Source organism: Rhodococcus sp. Q (genome assembly GCF_005503035.1).
GTDB lineage: Bacteria > Actinomycetota > Actinomycetes > Mycobacteriales > Mycobacteriaceae > Rhodococcus_G.
Window position 1 is genome coordinate 1 of record NZ_SCOY01000013.1, and the last position, 25917, is coordinate 25917.

General features: G+C 70.3%; 18 protein-coding genes. 13 read left to right on the top strand and 5 right to left on the bottom strand.

Going from position 1 to position 25917, the window contains the following annotated elements; all coding sequences use genetic code 11:
* Together FFS72_RS14285 and FFS72_RS14290 are read right to left on the bottom strand one after the other, a co-directional pair.
* Window positions 1–2201: LuxR family transcriptional regulator (locus FFS72_RS14285; RefSeq protein WP_137874553.1), on the bottom strand; the 2201-nt coding region annotated here is incomplete at its 3' end.
* Between the two features lie 29 nt (window positions 2202–2230).
* Entirely contained in the window at window positions 2231–3994 is a 1764-nt protein-coding gene (locus FFS72_RS14290) for an Hsp70 family protein (RefSeq protein WP_249353312.1), read from the bottom strand.
* 377 nt (window positions 3995–4371) lie between these two features.
* Here FFS72_RS14290 and FFS72_RS14295 point away from each other — a divergent pair, with 377 nt between their 5' ends.
* The 4 genes from FFS72_RS14295 (at window position 4372) to FFS72_RS26485 (ending at window position 10535) form a co-directional block, all read left to right on the top strand.
* The gene (locus tag FFS72_RS14295; RefSeq protein WP_137874554.1) at window positions 4372–6396 is read left to right on the top strand and encodes an IniB N-terminal domain-containing protein; all 2025 of its coding nucleotides are present in this window, start codon (window positions 4372–4374) and stop codon (window positions 6394–6396) included.
* 108 nt (window positions 6397–6504) lie between these two features.
* Complete coding sequence (locus FFS72_RS14300; RefSeq protein WP_137874653.1) at window positions 6505–8310, top strand: dynamin family protein; 1806 nt, start codon at window positions 6505–6507, stop codon at window positions 8308–8310.
* On the top strand, window positions 8307–9773 hold the full coding sequence (locus FFS72_RS14305) for a dynamin family protein (protein WP_137874555.1): 1467 nt from the start codon (window positions 8307–8309) through the stop codon (window positions 9771–9773). Before FFS72_RS14300 ends, FFS72_RS14305 begins: the two co-directional genes overlap by 4 nt.
* 111 nt (window positions 9774–9884) lie before the next feature.
* Entirely contained in the window at window positions 9885–10535 is a 651-nt protein-coding gene (locus tag FFS72_RS26485) for a hypothetical protein (RefSeq protein ID WP_171018684.1), read from the top strand.
* 73 nt (window positions 10536–10608) lie between these two features.
* On the opposite strand, the gene FFS72_RS14315 is transcribed toward FFS72_RS26485, so the two are convergent.
* Window positions 10609–11181 (bottom strand): TetR/AcrR family transcriptional regulator, encoded by a 573-nt coding sequence (locus FFS72_RS14315; protein WP_137874556.1) that lies wholly within the window; start codon window positions 11179–11181, stop codon window positions 10609–10611.
* Between the two features lie 223 nt (window positions 11182–11404).
* Between FFS72_RS14315 and FFS72_RS14320 the strand changes: the two genes are divergently transcribed.
* The 6 genes from FFS72_RS14320 (at window position 11405) to FFS72_RS14345 (ending at window position 18262) form a co-directional block, all read left to right on the top strand.
* Window positions 11405–12607: a cytochrome P450 gene (locus FFS72_RS14320; RefSeq protein WP_137874557.1), complete on the top strand. Its 1203-nt coding sequence runs from the start codon at window positions 11405–11407 to the stop codon at window positions 12605–12607.
* A 248-nt stretch (window positions 12608–12855) separates the two neighbouring features.
* The gene (gene dnaK / locus FFS72_RS14325; RefSeq protein WP_137874558.1) at window positions 12856–14694 is read left to right on the top strand and encodes a molecular chaperone DnaK; all 1839 of its coding nucleotides are present in this window, start codon (window positions 12856–12858) and stop codon (window positions 14692–14694) included.
* The gene (gene grpE, locus FFS72_RS14330; protein ID WP_137874559.1) at window positions 14691–15254 is read left to right on the top strand and encodes a nucleotide exchange factor GrpE; all 564 of its coding nucleotides are present in this window, start codon (window positions 14691–14693) and stop codon (window positions 15252–15254) included. Before dnaK ends, grpE begins: the two co-directional genes overlap by 4 nt.
* Before the next feature lie 34 nt (window positions 15255–15288).
* Window positions 15289–16476 (top strand): molecular chaperone DnaJ, encoded by a 1188-nt coding sequence (gene dnaJ, locus FFS72_RS14335; RefSeq protein ID WP_137874560.1) that lies wholly within the window; start codon window positions 15289–15291, stop codon window positions 16474–16476.
* Window positions 16477–16520: 44 nt separating this feature from the next.
* Complete coding sequence (locus tag FFS72_RS14340) at window positions 16521–16919, top strand: heat shock protein transcriptional repressor HspR (RefSeq protein WP_137874561.1); 399 nt, start codon at window positions 16521–16523, stop codon at window positions 16917–16919.
* Window positions 16920–17098: 179 nt separating this feature from the next.
* Complete coding sequence (locus tag FFS72_RS14345; RefSeq protein WP_137874562.1) at window positions 17099–18262, top strand: globin domain-containing protein; 1164 nt, start codon at window positions 17099–17101, stop codon at window positions 18260–18262.
* A gap of 22 nt (window positions 18263–18284) precedes the next feature.
* Here the strand turns inward: FFS72_RS14345 and FFS72_RS14350 are convergent, their stop codons facing one another.
* Window positions 18285–19043, bottom strand: a complete 759-nt coding sequence (locus tag FFS72_RS14350) for an FAD-binding oxidoreductase (protein WP_137874563.1) — start codon at window positions 19041–19043, stop codon at window positions 18285–18287.
* Window positions 19044–19187: 144 nt separating this feature from the next.
* Between FFS72_RS14350 and FFS72_RS14355 the strand changes: the two genes are divergently transcribed.
* The 3 genes from FFS72_RS14355 (at window position 19188) to FFS72_RS14365 (ending at window position 23405) form a co-directional block, all read left to right on the top strand.
* A complete protein-coding gene (locus tag FFS72_RS14355; protein WP_137874564.1) occupies window positions 19188–20771 on the top strand; it encodes an AMP-binding protein in 1584 nt (527 codons plus the stop codon).
* A 71-nt stretch (window positions 20772–20842) separates the two neighbouring features.
* The gene (locus FFS72_RS14360; RefSeq protein ID WP_137874565.1) at window positions 20843–21529 is read left to right on the top strand and encodes an alpha/beta fold hydrolase; all 687 of its coding nucleotides are present in this window, start codon (window positions 20843–20845) and stop codon (window positions 21527–21529) included.
* 4 nt (window positions 21530–21533) lie between these two features.
* Complete coding sequence (locus FFS72_RS14365) at window positions 21534–23405, top strand: hypothetical protein (RefSeq protein WP_137874566.1); 1872 nt, start codon at window positions 21534–21536, stop codon at window positions 23403–23405.
* Between the two features lie 52 nt (window positions 23406–23457).
* Here FFS72_RS14365 and FFS72_RS14370 read toward each other — a convergent pair whose 3' ends face one another.
* Window positions 23458–25695, bottom strand: a complete 2238-nt coding sequence (locus FFS72_RS14370; RefSeq protein ID WP_137874567.1) for an NADP-dependent isocitrate dehydrogenase — start codon at window positions 25693–25695, stop codon at window positions 23458–23460.
* Window positions 25696–25917 lie beyond the last annotated feature (222 nt).

Here is a 25917-nt window from a genome sequence, read left to right on the forward strand (position 1 = left end):
ACCTGGAGCAGCGCGGTGGCCGTCGCGGTGTCGTCGACACGCAGCGCCGCCTCGCTCGCCAGCCGGGCTCCGTCCCACGGCAGCCCGATCGCACCGAGGCCCGTCGCTGCGGTCTCCACCTCGGCGGCGTCGGTCTCGCCCTGCAGCACCCTGAGCCAGGCGCGTCCCGCACACGCGAGGCCCGCAGCGTACGAACTTGTTTCGGCGGCAACGCCGAGTGCGTGTGCATGCGGGATCAGGTCGGTGGGCGACTCGGTGAGGATCGCTGCCTGCACGCCGTACCAGTGCAGCGGGGTGCCCCACAGAATCGGCTCGTCGAGGCGCGTCAGCAGTTCGCGTGCCTGGTCGACGAGATGTGCCACCCGCTCGGTGGCGCCGAGACGTGCTGCGCCGAGCCATAGTTCGCCGAGCGGAAGCAGGCTGAGCAGATCCACAGAATGCTCGGCGACAACGGGAGCCGCGGCTTCCCAGGCCTGGTGCAGTGCCCCGATGTCACCACCCCGGCGCGCAACACCGACCCGCAGTGCGGCGGCGAACAGGGCGTCGCGGGGCCGTTCCGCCACCGCGGCCAGTGCATCCACCGTGCGGGTCGCGGCGTCGAGATCGCCCTGCAGCATCGACACCCACGCACCCAGGAGGCGGTGCCGATTGTGGGCGACGTCGGTGTCGGGGTCGCCTTCGCTCGCCCGCGCGAGGACCGCGGCCGCGCGACCCAGCTCGCCGCAGTGCATGGCGGTCAGTGCCGTCACCGCCGAGCCGGTGTCGGGGAGCAGGCGGGTCCGAGGGGCGTTGGCGGACAGGGACACCGCGCGCGCCATCGAGTTCAGCGCCACCGCCGTCGGGCCGTCCATCGACTGACGCAACCCCTGAGCGAGAAGTGCCTCGCCTGCCGAGGTCGAGGTCGGCGGAGCGTCGGTTCCGCCTGCCGCTGCCGCCTCGGCCGCGTCGGGCCGGCCCGCCGCGAGCAGGACGGACTCGGCGATCGGCCGGTCGACGCCGAGACGGTCCGGTCCCAGCCACTCGTACAGGTCCGCGCTGCGGATCAGCATCCCCTGGTGGGCGGCGACGCTCGCCGCGATGCGGACGGCGGCCGCCAGCTCGGGGCCGGGTGTCGTCGAGGCCTTCTCGAGCAGGGTGTCGGCGAGGCGGGCGGCGGTCACCAAGTCACCCGACAGGCCCGCTGCCTCGGCCCGGCGCAGCGTGAAGGCATCGGCATCCGCGCCCGCCCACACCGCCTCCTCGTACAGCGCGGTCGCCAGTCGCGGAGTCGCGAGAGCGGCCTGGGTGCAGAGGTATTCGGCCAGATCGGGGTCGGTGAGTCCGGCCGCCGCGAAGGCGCGCGCCGCCGGGACGTCGAGGGTGCCGAGTTCGAGCTTGACGCGAAGGAGTTCCAGTTGCAGTCCCGTCACCCGCTGGGGTCCGACCGCGGAACGCAGGGGTTCGCATGCCGACGCCACCAGGGCGCCGGTGGGGAGCAGGAGCCCGCATCCGCGTGCCCGTTCCACCAGGTCACGTGCGTCCGACAGTGCGAGCAGGCGGGCCAGTTCGCCCGCATCCAGCCCGGTGCCTGTCATCGCAACGGTCAACGCGGACAACAGGTGTGAATCCATCGGCGCCAGCACCTCGGCGTGGCAGGAGGCGACGGCCCCCGCGACGACGCGGTCCGGCGCCGCGGACGACGGCATGTCGGCCAAGCCCGCCAGAGCGGCGTCGACGCATCGCGGAGCCCCGGCCGTGAGCCGGTGGATCAGCGCGACCAGAGCGGTGGGAAGTGTCGCTCCGAGAACCTCTTCCGCTCGTCGGGCGATCTCCCGTGACGTGAGGTTCGTCAACGTCAGCGACCCGTCGAGCGCGGCGGCGAGGGCCTGCAGACTCGGGTTGCCGGACCGTGGCTCGGAGGCGACCACCACCGTCGTGTCCGGGCGCCTCGCCAGTTCGGTCAGCGCGTCGAGCGTCGCCGCCGACAGCAGGTGCGCATCGTCGACGACCACCGCGGCGCCGGGGGCCGTGGCCTCGGCCGGGTCCGAGGTCACCGGCCCGGGAACGTGATCCCGCACCAGGGCCAACAGTGCCGACTTGCCGGTACCCGACGCGCCGCGAATCAGGACGTGCGGATGACCGGATCGGACACCGTCGAGGAGGGCACGCGCGGGGCCCGACGATGCGACGGCGTGGGCCGGGCGGGTGAGCTGTGCGGGCATGGCGTTCGCCTTCCTGATGCCGGTCGGGGTCACTGGCCGAGGAGTCCGTCGGTGACGCCGCCGACGACGCCTCCGACGAGTTGGCCGGTGCCGCCGAGCACGCCTCCGACGAGTCCACCCGCGCCGTCGACCACATTCCCGAGGCCCTGGCCCGCACCTGCGGCGGCATCGCCGACGGCCTGGCCGACTCCGGTGCCGCCGCCGCTCGGGGCGGGAGCGGGCGGGGTGTAGGCGGGAGCGGGCGGAGGAGCTGCAGCCGGTGCCTGAGGCGGGTTCGCCTCGGGCACAACGGCAGGCGGGCTTGGGGGCCGAGCCCCGGTGGTCGCCGCCACCGTCGCGGCCCGCGCGGCGTCTGTCGGCGATACCGCACGACTCGACCCTGTCGCTCCCGTCGCGCCGGTCGCCCGGCCCGCGGACGCCGCGTCGGTTGTCGCCGGGGGACCGCCCGACGGGCTCGTGGCGACCGCGACCTGGGCCGTCGAACCGGTCGTCGTCTCGGAGGTGGTGGTCGCGGCATCGGACTTCGATCCGGAGGACGGGTCGAACACCCCCGTGCCCAACGACAGGCCGCCGGCGGCGAGCAGCACGATCGCGGCGGCGGCCGCGGAGACGAGCGCCGCCTTCCTCGGTGTCGTCAGGCCGCCGCCGCGGTGCGCGGTCGGCGCGAACGTCGACGTGACCTCGGGCGCCGCCGGTGCCGCGGCGCCGAGGGCAGCGCCGAGCGCGGCGAACGCGGCCGTGTCCGTCTCGGCCGGAGTCGCGGGGAGGGGCGCCGCCGACTCGGCGGCCAACAATGCTGCACCCGATGCCGCGGTCGCCGCCGGGTCCGCGTCGGCGACGACCGGGACACGCAGGGTCGACGACAGCAGTTCGGCGACAAGGGGAATCGACGAACTGCCGCCGACGAGAAGTATCGACCCGATGTCCGACATGTCGAGACCTGCGCCGCGCACCGCCTCGTGCACCAGGTTCACCGAATCGGCGAGCGGTTCCCGGAGCAGGTCCTCGAGTTCCTCCCGGACCAACCGGACGTCGCAGCGGACCCCGGGCAGGTCGACCGTGAGGACCGTCGCCGTGTCCGACGACAGCGCCTCCTTCGCCGCGCGGCACTGCATCCGCAGTTGCGTCAATGCGGCGGCGGCGCGCGGCTCGAACGGGTCGATGCCGTTCACCCCGTCCGGCAGGGCACCGAGGACGTGCTGCAGCGTCATGTGGTCGAACGCGGAACCCGAGTACTCCTCGGACCGCAGCGGCGCACCGAGGATCTCCGGATCCTCCTGTGGGCGAACCACCGTCACGTCCAGCGAGCCGGCGCCGAGGTCGTACACCACGACCGGGGCGTCGTCCGCGTGGGACCGGGTGCGCTGCATCCACCGGACCGCGGCCTGCGGCTCGGTGACGAAAGCGACGTCAGGGAGGCCCGCGAGGTCCAGCGCGGCGGCCAGCACGTCCACCTGGTAGCCCGTCCAGACGGCCGGATGCGCCAGGGCGACGGCATCCGCCTGCGGAACCGAATCCGCCAGGCACCGCGCCGTCGCCGCGACGAGATCCTCGCCGGAATGAGTGCTGCCGTCGTCGGCGATCAGCGCCACCGGATCGCCGACCCGGCCCGCGTACCCCGCGATCACCATGGGCGGTGTCGCGCCGTCCGCCACCAGTGACACGGTCGCCCCGTCGAGGGCGAGCGCCGTCGGGACCGTCACGATCTCCGCCTTGCCCAGCGCGGCGTCATCCGCGTCGAGCGCCGCCGTCGACTGCGCCGAGCCGATGGTCAGTCCGAGCCCTGTCGCCATGCTGATTCTCCCGTCTGCGAGGCGTCGACCCCGACGCATCGAACTGCGCGTCGAAAGGTCCACAACCCGTGTCGTGCGGTGGGCGTCAGCCCGGTGTCCCCGGGGCCGAGAAGGGGCCCCAGGGGGCGGCCCCAGGGACCGCGCTATTGCCATCAGTGTCGTCGTCGAAAGCGATTCCGTTACCGAATGCGAACCCATAACTGCAGTTGAGGGGCATTTCCCCCATATCGCCGGGATCCCCTATATCCCCTACCCCCGGGTCGGCCGATCCAATGGGGGAGCCGACCCCGTTGGGCGGGGCGTCACCGCTGCCTAGTTTCGAAGTGTCACTTTTCCTGTGGGCCACGCCGCGCCACACGACACGTCAGGAGTCCGACATGGCCACCAACGCGCTGCTCGATTTCATCCTCAGCCTGCTGCGCGACGACGAGGCGCGGGCCGCGTACTGCGCGAGCCCCGACGCGGTTCTCGCGGCCGCCGGGCTCGGCGACGTCACGCACGCCGACATCACGGCCGTCGCCCCGCTCGTCGCCGAATCCGGACTGTTCGCGGGAGCGGGCACCGCACTGACCGGCATCCTCGGCGCGGGCGCCGAGGCGGGCGGAGCACTCGGCGGCGCCGTCGGTGGCGGGCTCGGGGCCGGCCTCGGCGGGGGACTGGGCGGCGGTGTCGGACTCGGCGCCGGGGCGGGCCTCGGGCTCGGTGCTGGAGGAGGCCTCGGCCTCGGTGCTGGAGGAGGCCTCGGCCTCGGCGGATCCGCGGGCGGAAGCGTCGGCGGTGGCATCGACCTCGGCGCCGACCTGGGCGCGGCACTCGGTGCCGCCCTGCAGGTTGGTGGGCAGATCGGAGCCGATCTCGGTGCCGCACTCGGCGCGGCCCTCGACGCCGGAGCCGGTGTCGGTCTGGGTCTTGGAGGCATTGCCGACCTGGATCTCGGAGGCGTGGCCGACCTGGGACTCGGCGGCGCACTCGGCCTCGGCGGTGGACTCGACCTCGACGCCGCACTGGGCCTCGGCACGTCCGTCGCCGCCGCACTCGGCGGCGCGCTCGGAATCGGAGGCGACCTCACCGCAGACCTCGGCGGGGCACTCGGCGGTGCGCTCGGCGCGGTCACCGGTCTCGATCTCGGCGGTGCCGCGGACATCGGTGGCGCACTCGACCTGAGCTCGGTGCTCGGCGCGGCATTCGGAGTCGGCGGCGACCTCGGCGCCGCACTCGGAACCAGCCTCGGCGGTGTTCTCGGTGGCGCATTGGGAGCAGGCGGTGACCTCGGCGGGGCGCTGGGAGCCGGCGGCGGCCTTGGCGGGGCGCTGGACCTGGGAGGTGCCCTGAGCTCGGTGCTCGGTGGATCCCTCGGTCTCGACTCCGCTCTCACCACGGACCTCGGCGCTGCTCTCGGCGGCGCACTCGAGGTGGGCGGGCTCACGGGCCTGGACCTGTCCGGGCTGGTCGGCGGTGCGCTCGGCGCAGGCGCCGAGGCCGGATCGGCTCTCGACGCCGGGCTCGGAGGGGTGCTCGGCGGCGGGATCGACGGTGTGCTCGGCGCGGATCTCGGTGCGGCGGTCGATGGTGTGCTGGGCGGCGGGATCGATGGTGCGCTCGGCGCGGACCTGGGTGCGGCGGTCGATGGTGTGCTGGGCGGCGGGATCGGCGGTGGGCTCGGCGGCGACCTCGGCGGTGCGCTCGGCGCGGACCTGGGTGCGGCAGTTGACGGTGCACTCGGCGGCGGGGCAGCCGGTGATGTGGGCGCAAGCCTGGGCGGCCTGCTCGACGCGGGCGCCGGACTGACCGGCGGACTCGGTGGCGCACTGGGCGGCGCGGTCGATGCGGGAGGCGGAGCGGCAGCCGACCTGAACACCGCGCTGACCGGCGGCGCGAGTGGCGGCATCGATACCGCTGCGAGCCTCGGGCAGGGCCTGGTCGCCGGTGTCGGCGGTGGTGTCGGTGGCGCCATCGACGCCGGTGCAGGCCTCGGCGGCGACCTCGCGGGAACCGTCGGTGCGGCTGCGGACGCGGGCGCGAGCCTCGGCGGAGCGGTCACCGGCGCGATCGACGCCGGCACCGCGATCACGTCGGGACTCGACGCGTCCGCGGCCGCCGGAGGCGACCTCGATGCGGTCGCAGGCGGCCACTTCGACACGGCCGCAGGCGGCCAACTCGACTCGGGCCTGGCCGGTGACCTGACCTCCGGGCTGCAGGGCGTCGCGTCCGGTGTCGGCAACGCCTGGACCTCCCTGGACGCGTCGAGCGCGTTCGGTGCGGAGACGTCGGCGTCGACCGGGCTCGAGGCGGACGTCACGTCCGGCTCGGACAGCCTGTTCTCGACGGGGGACAGCCTGTTCGGCCAGGCCGAGGCCGTCACCCACACCGATGTCCCGGACACCGCGATGCACGGCGAGTAGCACTCGGGTGTAACGAAACCGGCCCCGCACGCGGTGAGACACGTGCGGGGCCGGACCTCGCGGAAAGAACGGTGAGTCGGGTTCATGGACAACGCATCCGGTTCGGCGATGCCGACCAGTGCGACGCGAACGGCCGAGTTGACCGGTCTCGTCGACGAGGTCGCTGCTGTCGCCGCCGCTGCGGGGCGCACCGATCTGGTTGCCAGGCTGGCGGGTGCGCGCACCAGGCTCGTCGACCCGCGGATGCGCATCGTCGTGGTCGGCCCCCTCAAGCAGGGCAAGAGTCAGTTGGTGAACTCGCTGCTGAACCTGAGCGTCTGTTCGGTGGGCGACGACGAGACCACCGCGATCGCGACCGTCGTGTACAACGCGGATGTCGCGTCCGCGGAACTCGTTCTGGCGGAACCGGGGCTGGACCCGGTGCGGGTTCCGATTCCTCTCACCGACCTCGCCGGACTCGATCCCTCGACCCCGGCGGCCGGTGGTCGCGAGGTGCTGCGAGTCGAGATCGGTGTCCCGAGCCCACTGCTGGCGGACGGGCTGGTGTTCGTCGACACGCCGGGCGTCGGAGGTCATGGGAACCCGCATGCCGCCGCCACTCTCGGTCTGGTCACGTCGGCCGACGCCGTGCTCGTGCTCTCCGACGCCAGTCAGGAGTTCACCGAACCCGAGGTCGCGTTCCTCCAGCAGGTTGTCGGACTGTGCCCCGCCGTGGCCTGCCTGATCAGCAAGACCGACCTGTACCCGCACTGGCGCGAGATCGTGGAGGCCGATCGCGGTCACCTCGTGCGGGCCGGTCTGCAACTGCCGCTGATCCCGATTTCGTCCGTGCTGCGGACACACGCACTGCGACTGCAGGATCGGGAACTCGACGTCGAGTCGGGCTTCGCGGCGCTCTACGACTTCCTCCGCGAGCAGGTGCGCGCTCGCACCGAGGAGACCATCAGGCAGTCGGTTGCACTCGACGTTCGTTCCGTTGCCGAACATCTCGCGCTGACGCTGGGAAGCGAGCTGGCGGCACTGCGTGATCCGGCGAAGGGTGCCGCCGCCGTCGCCGAACTGCAGAAGGCGAAGGCGGTCGCTGAGGATCTGCAGAAGAAGTCGTCGAAGTGGCAGCAGACGCTCGCCGACGGCATCGCCGACCTCGCCGCCGATATCGACCACGACCTGCGGGACCGCCTGCGGCGCGTCACCAGGGAAGCGGAGGAGACCGTCGACGAGGGCGATCCCGGCCGGGACTGGCCCGCACTCGGGGAGTGGCTCGAACAGCAGGTGGCGGTGTCGATCGGCGACAACTTCGTGTGGGCGCACGAGCGGTCGGTGTGGCTGGCGGAAGTGGTCGCGAGCAACTTCTCCGACTCGGGTGCGGTGGCGTTGCCGCACCTGCACGTCGCGGACCTCGACGGACTGCTCGATCCGGTGGCGTCCCTCGCCGACCTGGAGTCGGGACGAATCGGCATCACCCAGAAGGTTCTGGTCGGCATGCGCGGATCGTATGGTGGCGTGCTGATGTTCGGGCTGATCACCACGATGATGGGCATGGCGCTGGTCAATCCGATCTCGGTCAGCGCGGGACTGCTGCTCGGAACGAAGGCGTACCGGGAGGATCGGGAGTCCCGAATTCTCAAGCGCCGCAGCGAAGCCAAGGTCGCGATCCGGCGATTCGTCGACGACGTCAGTTTCCAGGCGGGCAAGGAGTCGAAGGATCGGCTGCGAATGATCCAGCGGATGCTGCGCGACCACTTCACCGAGGTCGCGGAGCAGACGTTGCGCTCGCTCGCGGAATCCCTGCGCGCAGCCCAGGATGCGGCCCAGGTCGCCGCATCGGACCGCGCCCGCCGCGCCACCGACATCGAGGAGCGGATGCGGGTTCTCGCTGCGGCGCGGGACGCCGCTGCCGGAGTGTCGAGGTGACCGCCGCCGCGTTGGACTCGGCACGGACGCTGATCGGGTCGGCGCGGGAGGCGGTCGGTGCGCGGGCGCGGTCCGGGCTGGACGACTGTGCCCGACGGCTCGAGGAGCCGCTTCGTGTGGCGCTGGCGGGTTCGCTCAAGGCAGGCAAGTCGACCCTCCTCAATTCCATTGTCGGGCAGGATATTGCACCGACCGATGCGACGGAGTGCACCCGGGTCGTCACCTGGTACCGCAGCGGTGCGACGCCCACCGTCACCGCCCGCTACGACGGTGACCGCACGGCCAACGTCCCAGTCCACCGCATCGCCGGCGCGCTCACCTTCGACCTCGGTCAGCTGACCGCGGCCGACGTGGACCGGCTCGAAGTGGAATGGCCCGCCCGCGCACTGCGGCACACCACGATCATCGACACCCCGGGCACGTCGTCGCTGTCCCGCGACGTCTCCGCCCGCACCCTGCGCATGCTCACCCCCGAGGACGCGACGTCGGGTGCGGACGCGGTGGTCTACCTGCTGCGTACCCTCAGCGCGTCCGACGTGGACTTCCTGGGTCGGATCGGCGCACACGTGGGTGGCGAATCGGGCCCGCTCGGGGTCGTCGGGGTGGTGTCGCGGGCCGACGAGGTCGGTGCGGGCCGCATCGACGCGATGTCGTCCGCGCGGGACGTGGCCGACCGGTTCGCGACCGAACTCGAACGCACCGGGCTCTGTCAGGCCGTGGTGCCCGTCGCGGGTCTCCTCGCGCTCGGCGCACGCACGCTCCGTCAGGCCGAGTTCGAGGCGTTCCGCACCCTCGCCGACGTCCCGGCGGACGACCTGCAGGTGGCGATGCTCTCGGCGGACCGGTTCGCGCGCCCCGACTGTCCACTGCCGGTCGATGCCGAACTGCGTGCCCAGCTCGCACATCGCTTCGGGCTGTTCGGGATTCGACTCGCGGTGACGCTGATCAAACTCGGGACGCAGGATTCGCCGACGCTCGCCGCCGAACTCGTCGAGCGCAGTGGGCTCGACGAGTTGCAGCAGGTGATCGACGTCCAGTTCGGGCAGCGCGCAGATCAACTCAAGGCGCATTCGGCTTTGCTCGCCGTCGAACGAGTGCTCGCCCACGAGCCGGGAACGGACGCCGGACGGGTCCTGGGCGCCGTCAAACAGGCGTTGTCGGACGGCCACGGGTTCCAGGAGATCCGGCTCCTCGGGCGACTGCGATCGACACCGGTCACGCTCGGCGACGACGACACCCGACTATTGCAGAGGCTCGTCGGCGGCAACGGTGTCGCGGCCACCCAGCGTCTCGGTCTCGCACCCGACGCCGGCCTCGCGCAGCAGCGGGACACCGCACTCGGAGCGGTGCGCTTCTGGCGCACGCGTGCACAGCACCCGCTCGTCGACGGCTTCACGGCGCGGGCCTGCGCCGTCGCCGCCCGCAGCGCGGAGGGTGTGCTCGCGAACCTCGCCGCTCAGTGACGCGACCCACATCTGCTTGAGTTCGTACCGGGCGGTCTCCTAGGTTCGATGTGCCTCCGTGGACACGCGGAGCTTTCTTTGGGGGGATACATGATTCATCGTCGATTTGTCGTGCGCGCAGGTCGGATCGCCGTCGCCGCCGCGCTTCCGGTTGCCGTCGCAGCCGCCGGGACCGGAGTCGCGTCCGCCGCGCCGGTCGTCTCGGAACCCGCGCCCGTCGCTCTGCCCGGCCAGATGATCGCCCTGCTCGAATTTGCTTCGGCGCAGGGGAATTCGGTGCCCACGCTCGCGGACATCGCCCTTCCGGCCGCGCCGATCTCGGCGACGGTCGAGGAGGCCGCGGTGGTCGGAGCGGTCGCAGGCGGGGTGCCTGCCGCGGTCATCGGCGGAGTCGGCGGCGCCGCGGCCGGTGCGGTCGTCGGCGCAGGCGCCGGATTCCTGGTCGGAATCGGTGCGACCGCAGCCGGAATCTTCACCGGCTCCATGATCGGATGCGCGACCACGGGCTGCACCATCAACGTGCCGGTGTTCGTGGCAGGCCTTGCGGCACAGGCGGTCACGGCCGGACCCGCGATGGCGGTCGGCGGCGTCCTCGGCGCCGGCGTCGGTGCAGCGCTCGGAGCGGCGGCGCTCGGCATCCCCGCGGCGGGTGCGGGCGCGGCGATCGGTGCCGGGGCCGTCAACGCGGGTATCCCGATCGACGTGCCACAGCTTCCGGCCGGGCTTCCGCCGCTTCCGGCCGGGCTGCCGCAGCTCGGCTGATCGCAGCGACCAGCCGCGTCGACACATCACCTCGGGCCACGACCCGACCACGGGTCGTGGTCCGAGTGCGTTGTCACGCGAATGCCGGTGCGACGAACCGGCAAACCAGGTGTCGCTCGGCGTCCGCGTCGGCCAGCGGCCACGTCAGCAGGGCGAGGACGACCCGGACCGTCCACTGCGCTCCAAGGTCGGCTACGCCGAGTGCGCCCTCGTCGGCCGGGCCGAGTCCGGTGAGCGTCGCGGACAGTGCGCCGAGGTGTGCCGACGTCGCGAGGTAGTCGTCGACGCTGCGGGTGCGGGGGCCGGCGAACCACGCGTTCAGGGCCGGGTCCGCGCGGATCGCCCGGACGGACGTGAGGATCGCCTCGACCACCCGGTCCGCGCCGTCGACGCCCTCGATGGCCGCGGCCACCCGGCGGGCGACGTCGGCGGCGGCGCGGGTGATGACCCCGTCGAGAATGGCCTGCCTGCCGCCGAGGTGCCGGTACAGGGTCGCGCGTGAGCAGCCCGCGCGCGCCACGACGGCGTCGACCGTGACGGCGTCGAATCCGTGCTCGGCCATGAGCGCCGCCGCCGCGGTGAGGATGCGGTCGGTCGCGGCGTCGTGGCGCGGTGTTCCGGTGAGCCAGTCGCTGCGATCGGTCATCGAATCTCCCTGAAACTCGGTACGTGAATGTGTCTCAGTGTGAGACAGAACGACCACTGTCGTCTACCTCCGGTTGGGGGCCGACCTGCGGCGCTCCGGAACGTCGTGAGACGGCGGAGAACCCGTCCTGGACTGGGGGTTCTCACTTTCCCGCGACCCCTTGACGCGCCCGATCCGATCTTGCGACGGTGACCCGGACACGGCGCGACGGAAGGACTCGACGATGACGAAGGCACCGGTGCAGGACCTGTTCGACCCGGAGGTGCAGCGCGACCCGTACCCGCTGTACGGGTGGTTACGCGAGCAGGCGCCGGTGTACCGGGTGCCCGGAACGGACGTGCATCTGGTGGCCACGGCGGAGCTGGTCGCGCAGGCCTGCGCCCGCACCGACGATTTCTCGTCCCACCTGACCGGGACCCTCGTGCACGGTCCGGCGGGCCCGTCGACCTTCGACATGACCGGCGGTGGCCACGCGATCCAGGTGCTCGCGACCGCCGACGATCCCGACCATGCCGCGCACCGGAGGCTGGTGCTTCCGACGTTGGTGGCCAAGCGGATTCGCGCACTCGAACCCCACGTCGGTGCGCTCGCGGAGACGCTGTGGACCGAGGGCCTGGACGGCCGCCGCATCGACTGGGTGTCCGCCGTCGCCGACCGGCTTCCGCTCACGATGGTGGCGCGGCTGATCGGATTGCCGGACGACGACGTGCCGCAACTGCTGTCCTGGTCCTACGACAGCACGGACATGCTCGGTGGTGTGGTCACCGAGACGGAGTTGCCCGCGTTGACGACGTCGGCGGCCCGGCTCGCCGGCCACCTGTACTCGGCGTTCCAGCGGGCTCAGGGCGATCCGCGCGACGACCTGCTCGGCGACCTGGCACGTGCCTGCGTCGCCGGGGCGGTGACCGCGGACGAGGCCGTCCTCATCCTCGTGCAGCTCGTCGGTGCCGGAGGCGAGTCGACCGCCGGGCTGATCGGGTCGGCGGCCCGGCTGCTGGCGGATCGGCCGGAGCTGCAGGCGATGCTGCGCGCGGACGCGACGCTGATCGCGCCGTTCCTCGACGAGGCGTTGCGCTTCGAGTCGCCGTTCCGCGGCCACCACCGCCACGTCACCCGGGACACGACGCTCGGCGGCGTCGCGCTCCCCGAGGGCAGTCACCTGACGCTGCTGTGGGGGTCGGCGAACCGGGACCCCGCGGTGTTCGACGCGCCGGACGAGTTCCGACTGCACCGTCCGAACCTCAAGTCGCACCTGGCGTTCGGCAAGGGAGCGCACTTCTGCGTCGGTGCGGCACTGGCCCGGATGGAGGCGCAGGTCGCCGTGCGTCTGCTGTTGGATCGCAGTGACCACATCGAACCGGTGGGCGCCGAGTGGGCGGCGAGCCTGTTCGTGCGCAGGCACGCCACGCTGATCCTGGAGGTGTGACCGGCGGTGCGGCCGTGACGGACATCACACCGATTCGACTGCGGTGATCGGGGAACAAATCCCGGGAGGGCCCCGTTGAGAACATCGACAACCTTGAGTGTGGTCGACTCAAGTTTGGTTTGACTCCGAGTGGAGTCGAGGGCAAACTTGAGCGCGTGCCACTCACTTAGGGTGAGGAAGCTGACGAAGACCCGTGCCGAACAGACCACAACCGGTTCGGCCGGGCGCAACACGTAGGAGGAAACACCATGGCTCGTGCGGTCGGAATCGACCTCGGGACCACCAACTCGGTCGTTGCCGTCCTGGAGGGCGGCGAGCCGGTAGTGGTGGCCAACTCCGAGGGCGCGCGCACCACCCCGTCGGTCGTCGCCTTCGCCAAGAATGGCGAGGTGCTGGTCGGCCAGCCCGCGAAGAACCAGGCGGTCACCAACGTCGACCGCACCATCCGCTCCGTCAAGCGCCACATCGGCACCGACTGGACCGTGGACATCGACGGCAAGAAGTACACCTCGCAGGAGATCAGCGCTCGCACGCTGATGAAGCTCAAGCGCGACGCCGAGGCCTACCTCGGTGAGGAGATCACCGACGCGGTCATCACCGTCCCCGCCTACTTCGAGGACGCGCAGCGCCAGGCCACCAAGGAAGCCGGCCAGATCGCCGGTCTCAACGTCCTGCGCATCGTCAACGAGCCCACCGCGGCCGCGCTGGCGTACGGCCTCGACAAGGGCGAGAAGGAACAGACCATCCTGGTCTTCGACCTCGGTGGCGGCACCTTCGACGTGTCCCTGCTCGAGATCGGCGACGGTGTCGTCGAGGTCCGCGCGACGTCCGGTGACAACCACCTCGGTGGCGACGACTGGGACGAGCGCATCGTCAACTGGCTCGTCGACAAGTTCAAGGCGTCCTCGGGCATCGACCTGACCAAGGACAAGATGGCCCTGCAGCGTCTGCGCGAGGCCGCGGAGAAGGCGAAGATCGAGCTGTCGTCCTCGCAGTCGACGTCGATCAACCTGCCCTACATCACCGTCGACGCGGACAAGAACCCGCTGTTCCTCGACGAGCAGCTCACCCGCGCCGAGTTCCAGAAGATCACCTCCGATCTGCTGGACCGCACCCGCGCGCCGTTCCAGTCCGTCATCAAGGACGCAGGCATCTCCGTCGGCGAGATCGACAGCGTCGTGCTCGTCGGTGGCTCCACCCGTATGCCCGCCGTCTCCGATCTGGTGCGCGAGCTGACCGGTGGCCGCGAGCCCAACAAGGGCGTGAACCCGGACGAGGTCGTCGCCGTCGGCGCCGCCCTGCAGGCCGGCGTCCTCAAGGGCGAGGTCAAGGACGTGCTGCTCCTCGACGTCACCCCGCTGTCCCTGGGTATCGAGACCAAGGGTGGCGTGATGACCAAGCTCATCGAGCGCAACACCACCATCCCCACCAAGCGGTCCGAGACCTTCACCACGGCCGACGACAACCAGCCGTCCGTGCAGATCCAGGTCTTCCAGGGTGAGCGCGAGATCGCCTCGCACAACAAGCTCCTGGGCTCCTTCGAGCTCGCGGGCATCCCGCCGGCCCCGCGCGGCGTGCCGCAGATCGAGGTCACCTTCGACATCGACGCCAACGGCATCGTGCACGTGACCGCGAAGGACAAGGGCACCGGCAAGGAGAACACGATCAAGATCCAGGACGGCTCCGGCCTGTCCAAGGAAGAGATCGACCGGATGGTCAAGGACGCCGAGGCGCACGCCGAGGAGGACAAGGCCCGCCGCGAGGAGGCCGAGGTCCGCAACCAGGCCGAGTCGCTGGTGCACCAGACCGAGAAGTTCATCAAGGACAACGAGGACAAGGTCCCGGCCGACGTCAAGGAGAAGGTCGAGGCTGCGATCGCCGAGGCCAACACCGCGCTCGCCGGTAGCGACATCGCCGCCGTCAAGTCCGCGGTCGAGAAGCTCGCCACCGAATCCCAGTCGCTGGGTGAGGCGATCTACGCCGCGCAGGCCGCCGAGTCCGCCGGTGACGCTCCGGGCCAGGCGCAGGACGGCGACGTCGTCGACGCCGAGGTCGTGGACGAGCCCACCGATCAGGACAAGAAGTGAGCGCGGAGAACCCCGACCGCGAACCGGCCGACGCGCCCGCCGCTGACGCCGACACCACCCCGGCCGCCGCTGACGCGGCGGCCGGGCCCGCGGCCGAGATCGAAGTGGACGAACTCGCCAAGGCCATCGTGGAACGAGACCAGGCCGTCAAGGATCTGGGCTACGCGAAGGCCGACCACGCGAACGACCTGCGCAAGTTCAAGATCCGGCAGGCCGAAGCGGTCGAGAACACCACCGCCTCCATCGTCACCAAGTTCCTCGACGTGGCGGACGACCTCGACCGGGCCCGCGCCCACGGCGACCTCGAGAGCGGTCCGCTGAAGTCGCTGTCGGACAAGCTGACCGGAGTGCTCGAAGGTATCGGGCTGGTCGGGTTCGGTGAGGAGGGCGACGCCTTCGCCCCGGATCTGCACGAAGCCGTGCAGATGGAGGGCGACGGCCACAACCCGGTGCTCGGGACGGTGCTGCGCAAGGGCTACAAGCTCGGCGACCGCGTGCTTCGGCACGCGATGGTGACCGTCACCGACGGCGAGCCTGCCGCCGACGAGCCCGCAGAGTAAGTACACAGAAAACAGCGAGAGGAGGAGACGCCCGGTGAGCCAGCGGGAGTGGATCGAGAAGGATTTCTACAAGGACCTGGGCGTCTCCCCCGACGCCTCGGACAAGGACATCAAGGCGGCGTTCAAGAAGCTGTCGCGGGAACTGCATCCTGATGCGAACCCGGGTGACGAGGCGGCCGCCGAACGCTACAAGGCCGTCACCGAGGCGAAGTCGGTGCTGACCGATCCCGCCAAGAAGAAGGAATACGACGAGACGCGGAAGATGTTCGCGTCCGGCGGATTCGGACGCGGCGGCTACGCCCCGAGCGGCGGATACTCCACGACCGGCGGGGGCGGGTTCGGCGGTGCCGAGTTCAACATCGGCGACCTGTTCGGCGGCGGCGCCACCAACGACAGCGGACTCGGCGACATCTTCGGCGGCCTGTTCGGCGGCGGACGGGGCGGCCGCACCGCGACCGCGTCGCGCCCGAAGCGAGGCGCCGACGTCGAAGCCGAGATCACCCTTCCGTTCCGCGACGCCACGACGGGCACCACCGTGCCGCTGCGGCTGACCAGCCCGGCCGCCTGCACCACCTGCCACGGCAGTGGTGCCAAGCCCGGCACCAGCCCGCGGGTGTGCCCGCACTGCAACGGATCTGGCATCGTCAGCCGCAACCAGGGCGCGTTCGGGTTCAGTGAACCGTGCGACGACTGCCGCGGTACCGGCTCGATCATCGACGACCCCTGCACCGACTGCCACGGCACCGGCGTCCAGAACCGCACCCGCACCATCACGGTTCGCATCCCGTCCGGTGTCGCTGACGGGCAGAAGATCCGCCTCGCCGGACAGGGCGAAGCCGGACTGCGCGGTGCGCCGTCGGGCGACCTGTACGTCGTCGTGCACGTCACCGCGGACAAGGTGTTCGGCCGCAACGGCGACGACCTCACCGTGATCGTGCCCGTCAGCTACGGCGAACTCGTCCTCGGTACCACCATCTCCGTCCCGACGCTCGAAGGTCGGGTCGGCGTCAAGGTGCCCGCGGGCACCGCCGACGGCCGCATTCTGCGAGTCCGTGGCCGCGGCGTTCCCAAGCGATCGGGTGGCGCGGGCGATCTGCTCGTCACCGTCAAGGTCGCGGTGCCCACGCACCTCGACGACACCGCCACCGAGGCGCTGACCACCTATCTCGAGGCGGAGAAGGCCAGCGGATTCGATCCGCGTGCAGGGTGGGCGGGCGCATGACGCCCCGCCCCGAACACGACACCGGGACCACGCGGAGGTGAGTGATGGCCGAACAGCAGGGCAAGGACGGACCCCTCGATCCGGACGCGCAGGTCTTCGTGATCTCGGTGGCCGCCGAACTCGCCGGGATGCACGCGCAGACGCTGCGTAACTACGACCGCCTCGGTCTCGTCATCCCGCAACGCACCACCGGGGGCGGCAGGCGCTACTCGCCCCGCGACGTCGCGCTGCTCCGCGAGGTGCAGCGACTGTCTCAGGACGAGGGCGTCAACCTCGCGGGCATCAAACGCATCATCGAGCTCACGAACCAGGTCGAGGCGTTGCAGGCCCGCGTCACCGAGATGGCAGCGGAGATCTCCCGACTCGCCGCCGGCTACCGCCGCGAACTGGCGCCCGCCCCGCGCAATTCCATCGTGGTGTGGAAGCCCCGGCACGAGCGCTGACCCACTCGCGAGGTCCCCACGACAACGCGATGTGGGTCACACTGCACACGGGTCGCACAGCTTCACACCCGCCCCTCTGGTCGCTTAGACTCGCTGAAACCCGCGGCGACCGCCGAGGGTGACCACGGCCTGCCGGGGACTGCGGCGGGCCGTTGCCTGTGCAGAACGGGGAACCTGCAGTGGATTCGACGGCTGTTTCACACATCCGAACGACGTTCAAGGCCCTCGCGGCGGCCGAGGACGGCGGCGTCCACGTCACACGGTCGTTCTACTCGATCCTGTTCGCGAAGTACCCGGACATGCGCGAGATCTTCCCTGCCGTGATGGAGATGCAGGCCGACCGTCTTCTCCAGGCCATCGCCTACGTCGTCGAGAACCTCGACGACATGGACAAGGTCCAGCCCTTCCTCGCGCAGCTCGGCCGTGACCACCGCCGGTACGCGATCACCGAAGACCATTTCATCGCCGTCGGCGGCACCCTGATCGCCACCCTCGAACGCTTCGCGGGCACCGAACTGTGGACCGAGGAAGTCGACCTGGCCTGGCGTGAGGCCGTCGCGCTGATCGCCGCGATCATGCTCGGCGAGATCAACTCCAAGGACGGACCGGGAACCTGGACGGGCACCGTCGTCGAACACAAGCAGGTCCTGCAGGACGTCGCCGTGGTGCGATTGCAGCTCGACCAGCCGATGCGGTACGGCGCAGGACAGTACGTCGGCGTCTCGGTGCCGTCCCGTCCGCGCATGTGGCGGTACCTGTCGCCCGCGATCCCCTCGAACGACGCCGGTCAGATCGAATTCCACGTCCGTCGCGTCACGGGTGGATGGGTGAGCCCGGCGATGGTTCGCGGGGTGACACCCGGTGAGGTGTGGAAGCTCAGCGCACCGCTGGGCGGTCTCGGCGTCGACCGCACCCAGGGGCGCGACATGCTGATGATCGCGTCCGGCACCGGCATCGCGCCGCTGCGCGCACAGATCATGGAGATGGCGATGCGCGGCAACAACCCGCGCGTGCACCTCTTCGTCGGCGGCACCTACCCGTGCGACCTGTACGACCTCGAGACGCTGTGGCAGTTGGCGCGGACGAATCCGTGGTTGACGGTGATCCCGGTGTCCGAGGAGAACGTCAATCCGTGGTGGCACACCGATCCCACCCCCGTCGCCCCTCCCGGAATGAGCGCCCGGCTCACCGGCAAGCTCGGCGCGGTGGTCGCCGAGTTCGGGACGTGGGAGGACCGCGACATCCAGATCGTCGGATCGCCGTCCACCGTGCAGACCATCAAATACCGCCTGCAGGCCAAGGGCACCCCGATGGCGAACATCCGGCACGATCCGCTGTTCTGACCGAGGACCCCGGACCCGTTTCCTAGCCCACCTGAATCGCCCCTGCGGGGGTGCCCGTGTCGACGAGGGCTCGGACGGTGGAGCGGACCATCGCGGGTGATCCGACGACGAGCACCTGGTGGTCGATGTACGCGCCGTACGAGCTGACGACCTCGGCGAGCGTGCCCTGAATGTAATGGTCGGCGCCGTACCCGACAGCCCCGCGTACGCGGTCGTACCACTGGTCGGGCCACACGGGGTCGGTGACCTCCTCCACGACGGGAATCACCGTCAGCCAGTCCAACTGCTCGTCGAGCAGCCACAGCATGTCCGAGGCGTAGAGGTCGCGCGGATTCCGTCCGCCGATGAACAGGAACACCTGCGGCGGGTTCGGGCGGCGCGTCAGGTCGAGGATGATCGCGCGCAGCGGCGCCAGACCGGTGCCGCCCGCGACCATGATCACCTCGCGGGCGTCGCGGTCGACGACGAGACGTCCGCTGGGCGCGGCGACCTGCCACTCGTCACCGACGACGGTGTCGGTGACGATGGCCCGGCTGAGCCAGCCGGCGGGCACGGCCCGGACATGGAATTCGAGCTTGCCGTCGAGTGACGGCGGCAGTGCGGGGGAGTAGCGCCTGCCGACGTTCGGGTTCTGCGGCACGATGACGCCAACGGACTGCCCCGCGGCGAACGGGACGAACTCGCCTTCGAGGCGGATGACGGCGACGTCCTCGCGCAGCCGGTGATGCTGCACGACCGTCACCGTCATCAGGTCCAACTCCTGCTCACTCACGCCGTGCATGGTATGCGCCCGCGGACGTGTTGATGCGCGGACGCCCGGAACTGCAGCACCGGGCTTTGCGCAACCACTAGAACATGTGTCAGTTTTCGATCTAGTGTGTGAGGCAACCCACGCGCACCCGGCGCCCACGAGAGCGGAGTATTCATGACCACCGACGCCCTGCACCGGCCGCAATTCCTGGCCGACCTGCTGATCACGGCGCTCGAGCGCAACGCAGACCGCCCGGCGCTCTACCTCGGCGACGTCGTCCTGACCGGCGGTCAGATGCGCGACCAGATCAGCAGCTTCGGGCAGGCGCTCGCCTCGCAGGGCATCGGCAAGGGTTCGACGGTGGCAATGCTGTCGAAGAACCGGCCCGAGGTGCTCATCAGTGTCGGCGCGCAGATGATCCTCGGCTGCCGCAACACCGCGCTCGCGCCGATGGGCTCGATCGACGACCACGCCTACATTCTCGGTGACGCCGAGATCGAGACCCTGATCTTCGATCCGGGATCGTTCGAGGCGCGCGCTGCCGAGCTCAAGGACACCGTCCCGACGCTGAAGAACTTCTTCTCCCTCGGCCCGTCCGAGATCGGCATCGACATCCTCGCGCTCGCAGCGGAATTCGAGCCCGCGCGGCTCGTCGCCGCTGACGTCGACGGCGACGACCCGTCCAGCATGGTCTACACCGGCGGCACCACCGGCAAGCCGAAGGGCGTCGTCAACACCTTCGCGTCCGGTGTCACGCTGCCGCAGATCCAGGCAGCCGAGTGGCAGTTCCCCGACGAGATGCGCTTCCTCGCCTGCACGCCGCTCTCGCACGCCGGCATGGCGTTCTTCGTGCCGACGCTGATGCGCGGCGGCTCGCTGGTCGTGCTGCCCGCGTTCGAGCCGGGTGCGGTGCTCGAGGCGATCGAGAAGTACCGGATCACCTCCACCATGCTGGTGCCGACGATGATCTACATGCTGCTCGACCACCCCGACTTGAAGACCCGCGACGTCTCCAGCCTCGAGACGCTCTTCTACGGCGCCTCCGCGATGTCGCCGGCGCGACTGCGTGAGGGCATCGAGAAGCTCGGCCCGATCTTCTTCCAGTACTTCGGGCAGTCCGAGTGCGGCATGACGATCTCCGTGCTGCGCAAGGAGGAGCACCTCCTGGAATCTCCGACCAACGGGGACATGGACCGGCTCGCGTCGTGCGGCCGTCCGGTGCCGTGGCTCAACGTCAAGCTGCTCGACGACGACCTCAACGAGGTCGCGCAGGGCGAGCTCGGCGAGATCTGCGTCCGCGGACCGCTGGTGATGAAGGAGTACTGGAACAAGCCGGCCGAGACCGAGGAGGCGCTGCGCGGCGGTTGGCTGCACACCGGCGACATCGCGCGCGCCGACAAGGACGGCTTCCTGTTCATCGTCGACCGCAAGAAGGACATGATCGTCACCGGCGGGTTCAACGTGTTCCCGCGTGAGATCGAGGACGTCATCTCCGCGCACCCCGCGGTCGCGTCGGTCGCGGTCGTCGGTGTGCCCGACGAGAAGTGGGGCGAGGCAGTCAAGGCGTGCGTGGTGCTGCGCGAGGGCCAGACCGTCGCCGGCGAGGACCTGTCCGCGATGGTCAAGGACGCCAAGGGTGCGGTGCACGCCCCGAAGACCGTCGACTTCGTCGACACCCTGCCGCTGACCCCGATCGGCAAGCTCGACAAGAAGGCCCTGCGCGCCCGCTACTGGGAGGGTTCCGCTCGGTCCGTGTAGGCGGTTTCGCCGCCTGTGCGCCTTCGTGGTCGCGGGACTACCTCGAAGGCGCACAGGCGTAGCCTCGCCACATGGCGACCTACGTCCTCGTTCCCGGTGCCGGCGGGGAGTCGGCGTACTGGCAGTTCGTGACTCCGCTCCTGCGTGAGCGCGGGCACGACGTGATCGCACCGGACCTGCCCAGCGACGACGATGCCGCCGGCCTGGTCGACTACGCCGACGTCGTGGCCGGTGCGGTCGGCGATCGCAGCGATGTGGTCCTGGTGGCACAGTCGATGGGCGGATTCCTCGTGCCGCTGCTCTGTCCGCGCATCGACGTGCGACTGGTCGTCCTGATCGCGGCGATGGTGCCCGCGGAGGGTGAGTCGCCCGGAGACTGGTGGGCGAACACCGGGCAGGAGGCGGCGAGTCGCGCGCTCGCAGTTCAGGAGGGCCGCGACCCGGACGCCGATTTCGACCCGATGGTCACCTTCCTGCACGACGTGCCGGCGGACGTGCTCTCCGTCGCGCTGAGTGGCGCTCGCCCGCAATCGGACACGCCGTTCGAGCAGACGCTGCCGATGCCGCCGTGGCCGGACGTGCCGACCCGATTCCTGCTGTGCACGCGGGATCGCCTGTTTCCCGCCGACTTCATGCGCCGCGTGGTGCGCGATCGCCTCGGCATCGAGCCGGACGAGATCGACAGCGGACACCTGCCCGCGCTGGCCCGCCCGGACGAACTCGTGGAACGTCTCGAACGTTTCCGCGTGGCCGGGTGATCGGGTGGCGGTTGAGGCGGACAACTCCAGACGGTGGACCCCCCGCACCCTGCTCGTCGCCGCGCTCGTACTGGTGGCCGCGCAGACGGTTGTCCGCGGCGCCCTCGCCCTCGGCGGAAACCTGTACTGGGACGACCTGATCCTCACCGGACGGTCCGCTGCGCTCCCGCTGCTCTCGCCCGAGTTCCTGTTCTACAACCACGACGGCCACTTCATGCCCGCCGCGTTCCTGACCGCAGGCATCACGACGGCGCTCGCCCCGCTGCAGTGGTGGGCCGCGGCCGTCACCCTGATCGGACTGCAGTTGCTGGCCGCGCTGGCGGTGCTGCGTGTGCTGTGGCTGCTGATCGGTCCCCGCCCCGCACTCCTCGCCGTGCTGGCGCTGTACCTGTTCGCGCCGCTGACGGTGCCGTCGTTCGCGTGGTGGGCAGCGGGGCTGAATTCGCTTCCGCTGCAGGCGGCGCTGGCCTGGGTGGCCGGTGACGCGCTGCTGCTCGCACGGACCGGGCGGCGTCGATACGCCCTGACCGGAACCCTCGTCACCGCGCTGGCATTGGCGTTCTTCGAGAAATCGGTGCTGGTGCCGTTCGTCGCGTTCGCCGTCGTCGCGTTGACGATGCGGGTCGACGGCGACGCCACCCCGATACGGACCGCGTGGCGGGCGGGCCTGCGACTGTGGCTCGCGGCAGGCGCCGTGATCGCGGTGTGGGCGCCCGTCTACCTCGCCGTCGCGGACACCGGCATCGAGGTGCCTACCGCGTCCGAGGCGTTGGCGTTCGTTCATCACGGGACGTCCCTCGGTGTCGTGCCGACCCTGTTCGGCGGCCCGTGGCAGTGGACACGCTGGCCCCCGGGGCCACCGTGGGCCACGCCGCCGGACGGGCTCGTCGTCGCGGCGTGGGTCGCGCTCGTGGTGGCTGTCGTCGTCTCCGTCCGATACAAGAAGCGCACCGGCTGGGTGTGGACGAGCGCGGCCGCGTACGTGGCGGCGTCCGAAGTGGCGATGATGCTCGCCCGCTCCGGGGCGGACACCACCTACGAACTCGCACAGACACTGCGCTACACCAGCGACAGTGCCGTGGTCCTCGCGCTCGGATGCGCACTGGTGGCCCGAGCCCCGCAGCGACTGGTGGCGCAGCCCCCGCGCCGATTGGTGGCGCAGCCCCCGGGGCGCTACGACACCGGCACGATCGGCGCGTTCGGGCGCACGATGACGAACCCCGCCGTCGCGACCGTTCTCGTCGCCGGGCTGGTGGTGTCGAGCGTCTGGTCGACGGTGACCTTCGCGCGCAGCTGGCAGGACAACCCGGGCGCCGACTACCTCGCCACCGCCACCCGGTCGCTGGCCGAACACAGGGATGTCCCGCTGCTCGACCAGCCCGTGTCGTTGATGACGCTGCTGCCGGTCGCGGCGCCCTGGAACAACGCGTCGAACGTCTTCGCGCCGCTGAAGGACCGGCCCGAATTCGTCGGCGCGACATCGGAACTGCGCGTCCTCGACGAGTCCGGACGCCTGGTGCACGCGACCGTCGAGCCGGCGCGGTGGACCGTGCAGGGGTCGGAGCCGCGATGCGGAATCCGGATCGGTCCGGACGGTGGGGAGGTGCCTCTCACCGGTCCTCTGATGCTCTGGCAATGGACCGCTCAACTGAACTACCACGCGACGGTGGACGGGGTGGTCGACGTCGGTCTCGGGGCCGGCGAGGCGGTCGCGGTGCCCGTGCGCAAGGGCCTGAACCAGGCGTTCGTGCGGATCTACGGGACCGGCGACCACCTGTCGGTTCGGCCCAGGACGCCGGGACTCCAGCTGTGCCTGGGAGCGGGCCCGGTCGGCGTGGTGCTGCCGGGCACCGACGTGATCGACCGACCGCGGTGACGGGAAGGGCCCGCAACCCTGGTGGGTGCGGGCCCTTCCTCGCGAGCACGGCTCAGTCGCGCGCTGCCGCCAGCGCGTCGTTGAACGTCTTGCTCGGACGCATGACCGCCGCGGTCAGGTCGGCGTCGGGCTGGTAGTAGCCCCCGATGTCCACCGGGTTGCCCTGCGCGTCGCCCAGCTCACCGACGATCGTGTTCTCGTTCTTCGTGAGAACGTCGGCCAGCGGCGCGAACCGCGAGCGCAGTTCCGCGTCCTCGGTCTGCGCGGCGAGTTCCTGGGCCCAGTACATGGCGAGGTAGAACTGGCTGCCGCGGTTGTCGAGCTCGCCGGTGCTGCGGGACGGGCTCTTGTCGTTCTCGAGCAGCTTGCCGGTCGCGGCGTCGAGGGTCTTGGCGAGGAGCACCGCCTTCTCGTTACCGGTCTTGATGCCGAGATCCTCGAGGCTGACCGCGAGAGCGAGGTACTCGCCGAGCGAATCCCAGCGCAGGTGGTTCTCCTCCAGCAACTGCTTGACGTGCTTGGGGGCCGAGCCACCCGCACCCGTCTCGTACAGGCCACCACCGGCCATCAGCGGCACGACGGACAGCATCTTCGCGCTGGTGCCCAGTTCCAGGATCGGGAACAGGTCGGTGAGGTAGTCGCGCAGGATGTTGCCGGTGGCCGAGATGGTGTCGAGCCCGCGGATGAGCCGTTCCATCGTGTACCGGATCGCGCGGACCTGCGACATGATCTGGATGTCGAGGCCCTCGGTGTCGTGGTCGGCCAGGTACTTCCGCACCTTCCCGATCAGCTCGTTCTCGTGCGGGCGGTACGGATCGAGCCAGAAGACGACCGGCATCCCGGAGTTGCGCGCGCGGGTGACGGCGAGCTTGACCCAGTCCTGGATCGGCTCGTCCTTGACGATGCACAGACGCCAGATGTCGCCCTCTTCGACGTTCTGGGTCAGCAGGACCTCGCCCGTCGCAAGGTCGGTGATGTTCGCGACGCCCGCCTCGGGGACCTCGAACGTCTTGTCGTGCGAGCCGTACTCCTCGGCCTTCTGCGCCATCAGACCGACGTTCGGCACGGTACCCATGGTGGTCGGGTCGAACGCGCCGTTGGTCTTGCAGAAGTTGATCATCTCCTGGTAGATCCGGAAGAACGTGGACTCGGGGCTCACCGCCTTGGTGTCCTTCGTCCGGCCGTCGGCGCCGTACATCTTGCCGCCGGCTCGGATCATCGCGGGCATGGACGCGTCGACGATGACATCGCTGGGGGAGTGGAAGTTCGAGATGCCGCGCGCGGAGTCGACCATCGCCAGCTCGGGACGCTTCTCGTGGCACTTGTGCAGGTCGTCGATGATCTCCTCACGCTGGGCGCTCGGGAGGGACTCGATCTTGCTGTACAGGTCGGACAGGCCGTTGTTGACGTTCACGCCGAGCTCGTCGAAGAGCGCGCCGTGCTTGGCGAAGGCGTCCTTGTAGAAGACCTTCACGGCGTGGCCGAAGACGATCGGGTGCGACACGCGCATCATCGTGGCCTTGACGTGCAGGGAGAACATCATGCCCGTCTTGTAGGCGTCCTCCATCTGCTCCTCGTAGAACTCGATGAGGGCCTTCTTGCTCATGAACATGCTGTCGATGACGTCGCCGTCGGTGAGCGACACCTTCGGCTTGAGGACGACGGTCTTGCCGCTGGTGGTCAGCAGCTCCATCTTCACCTCACGGTCGCCGTCGACCGTCATCGACTTCTCACCGTGGTAGAAGTCGCCGTGGCGCATGTGTGCGACGTGCGTGCGCGACGCCGGGGACCACTCGCCCATGCTGTGGGGATGCTTGCGGGCGTACTCCTTGACGGCGCGCGGGGCGCGGCGGTCCGAGTTGCCCTCACGAAGCACGGGGTTGACCGCGCTGCCCAGGCACTTGGTGTACCGGTCCTTGATCGCTGCTTCCTCGTCGGTCTTCGGGTTCTCCGGGAAGTCCGGCACCGCGAAGCCGTGCGCCTGCAGTTCCTTGATCGCGGTCAGGAGCTGCGGCACCGAGGCGCTGATGTTCGGCAGCTTGACGATGTTCGTCTCCGGCAGCTGCGTCAGCCGGCCCAGCTCGGCCAGGTTGTCCGGTACCCGCTGTTCCTCGTTCAGGTGGTCGCCGAACTCGGCGAGGATGCGGGCAGCCACGGAGATGTCGCTGGTCTCGACGTTGATCCCGGCTGCATCGGCGAACGTGCGGATCACTGGAAGGAATGCGTGGGTCGCCAGCATCGGCGCCTCGTCCGTCAGTGTGTAGATGATTGTCGGTTGTTCCACGCTCATGTTCTGCTCTCTGCTCCCGTCTCGGCCGGACACGTGTTGGTGTCCGCGGCTCAGGTCAGGCCACGGGGTGATGGCCACTGTCACTATCCGCCATCGCGATCGCGGCGGTGTAGGCGCCGTCTCATTCGAGCCGGAATCGGGGCTCCGGTCACCAGGTCGTGGAGCGACGAATGTCGTCGCGCACGCGGTACCGCATCGGAGTCGGCGAGGTCGAAAGAGTGG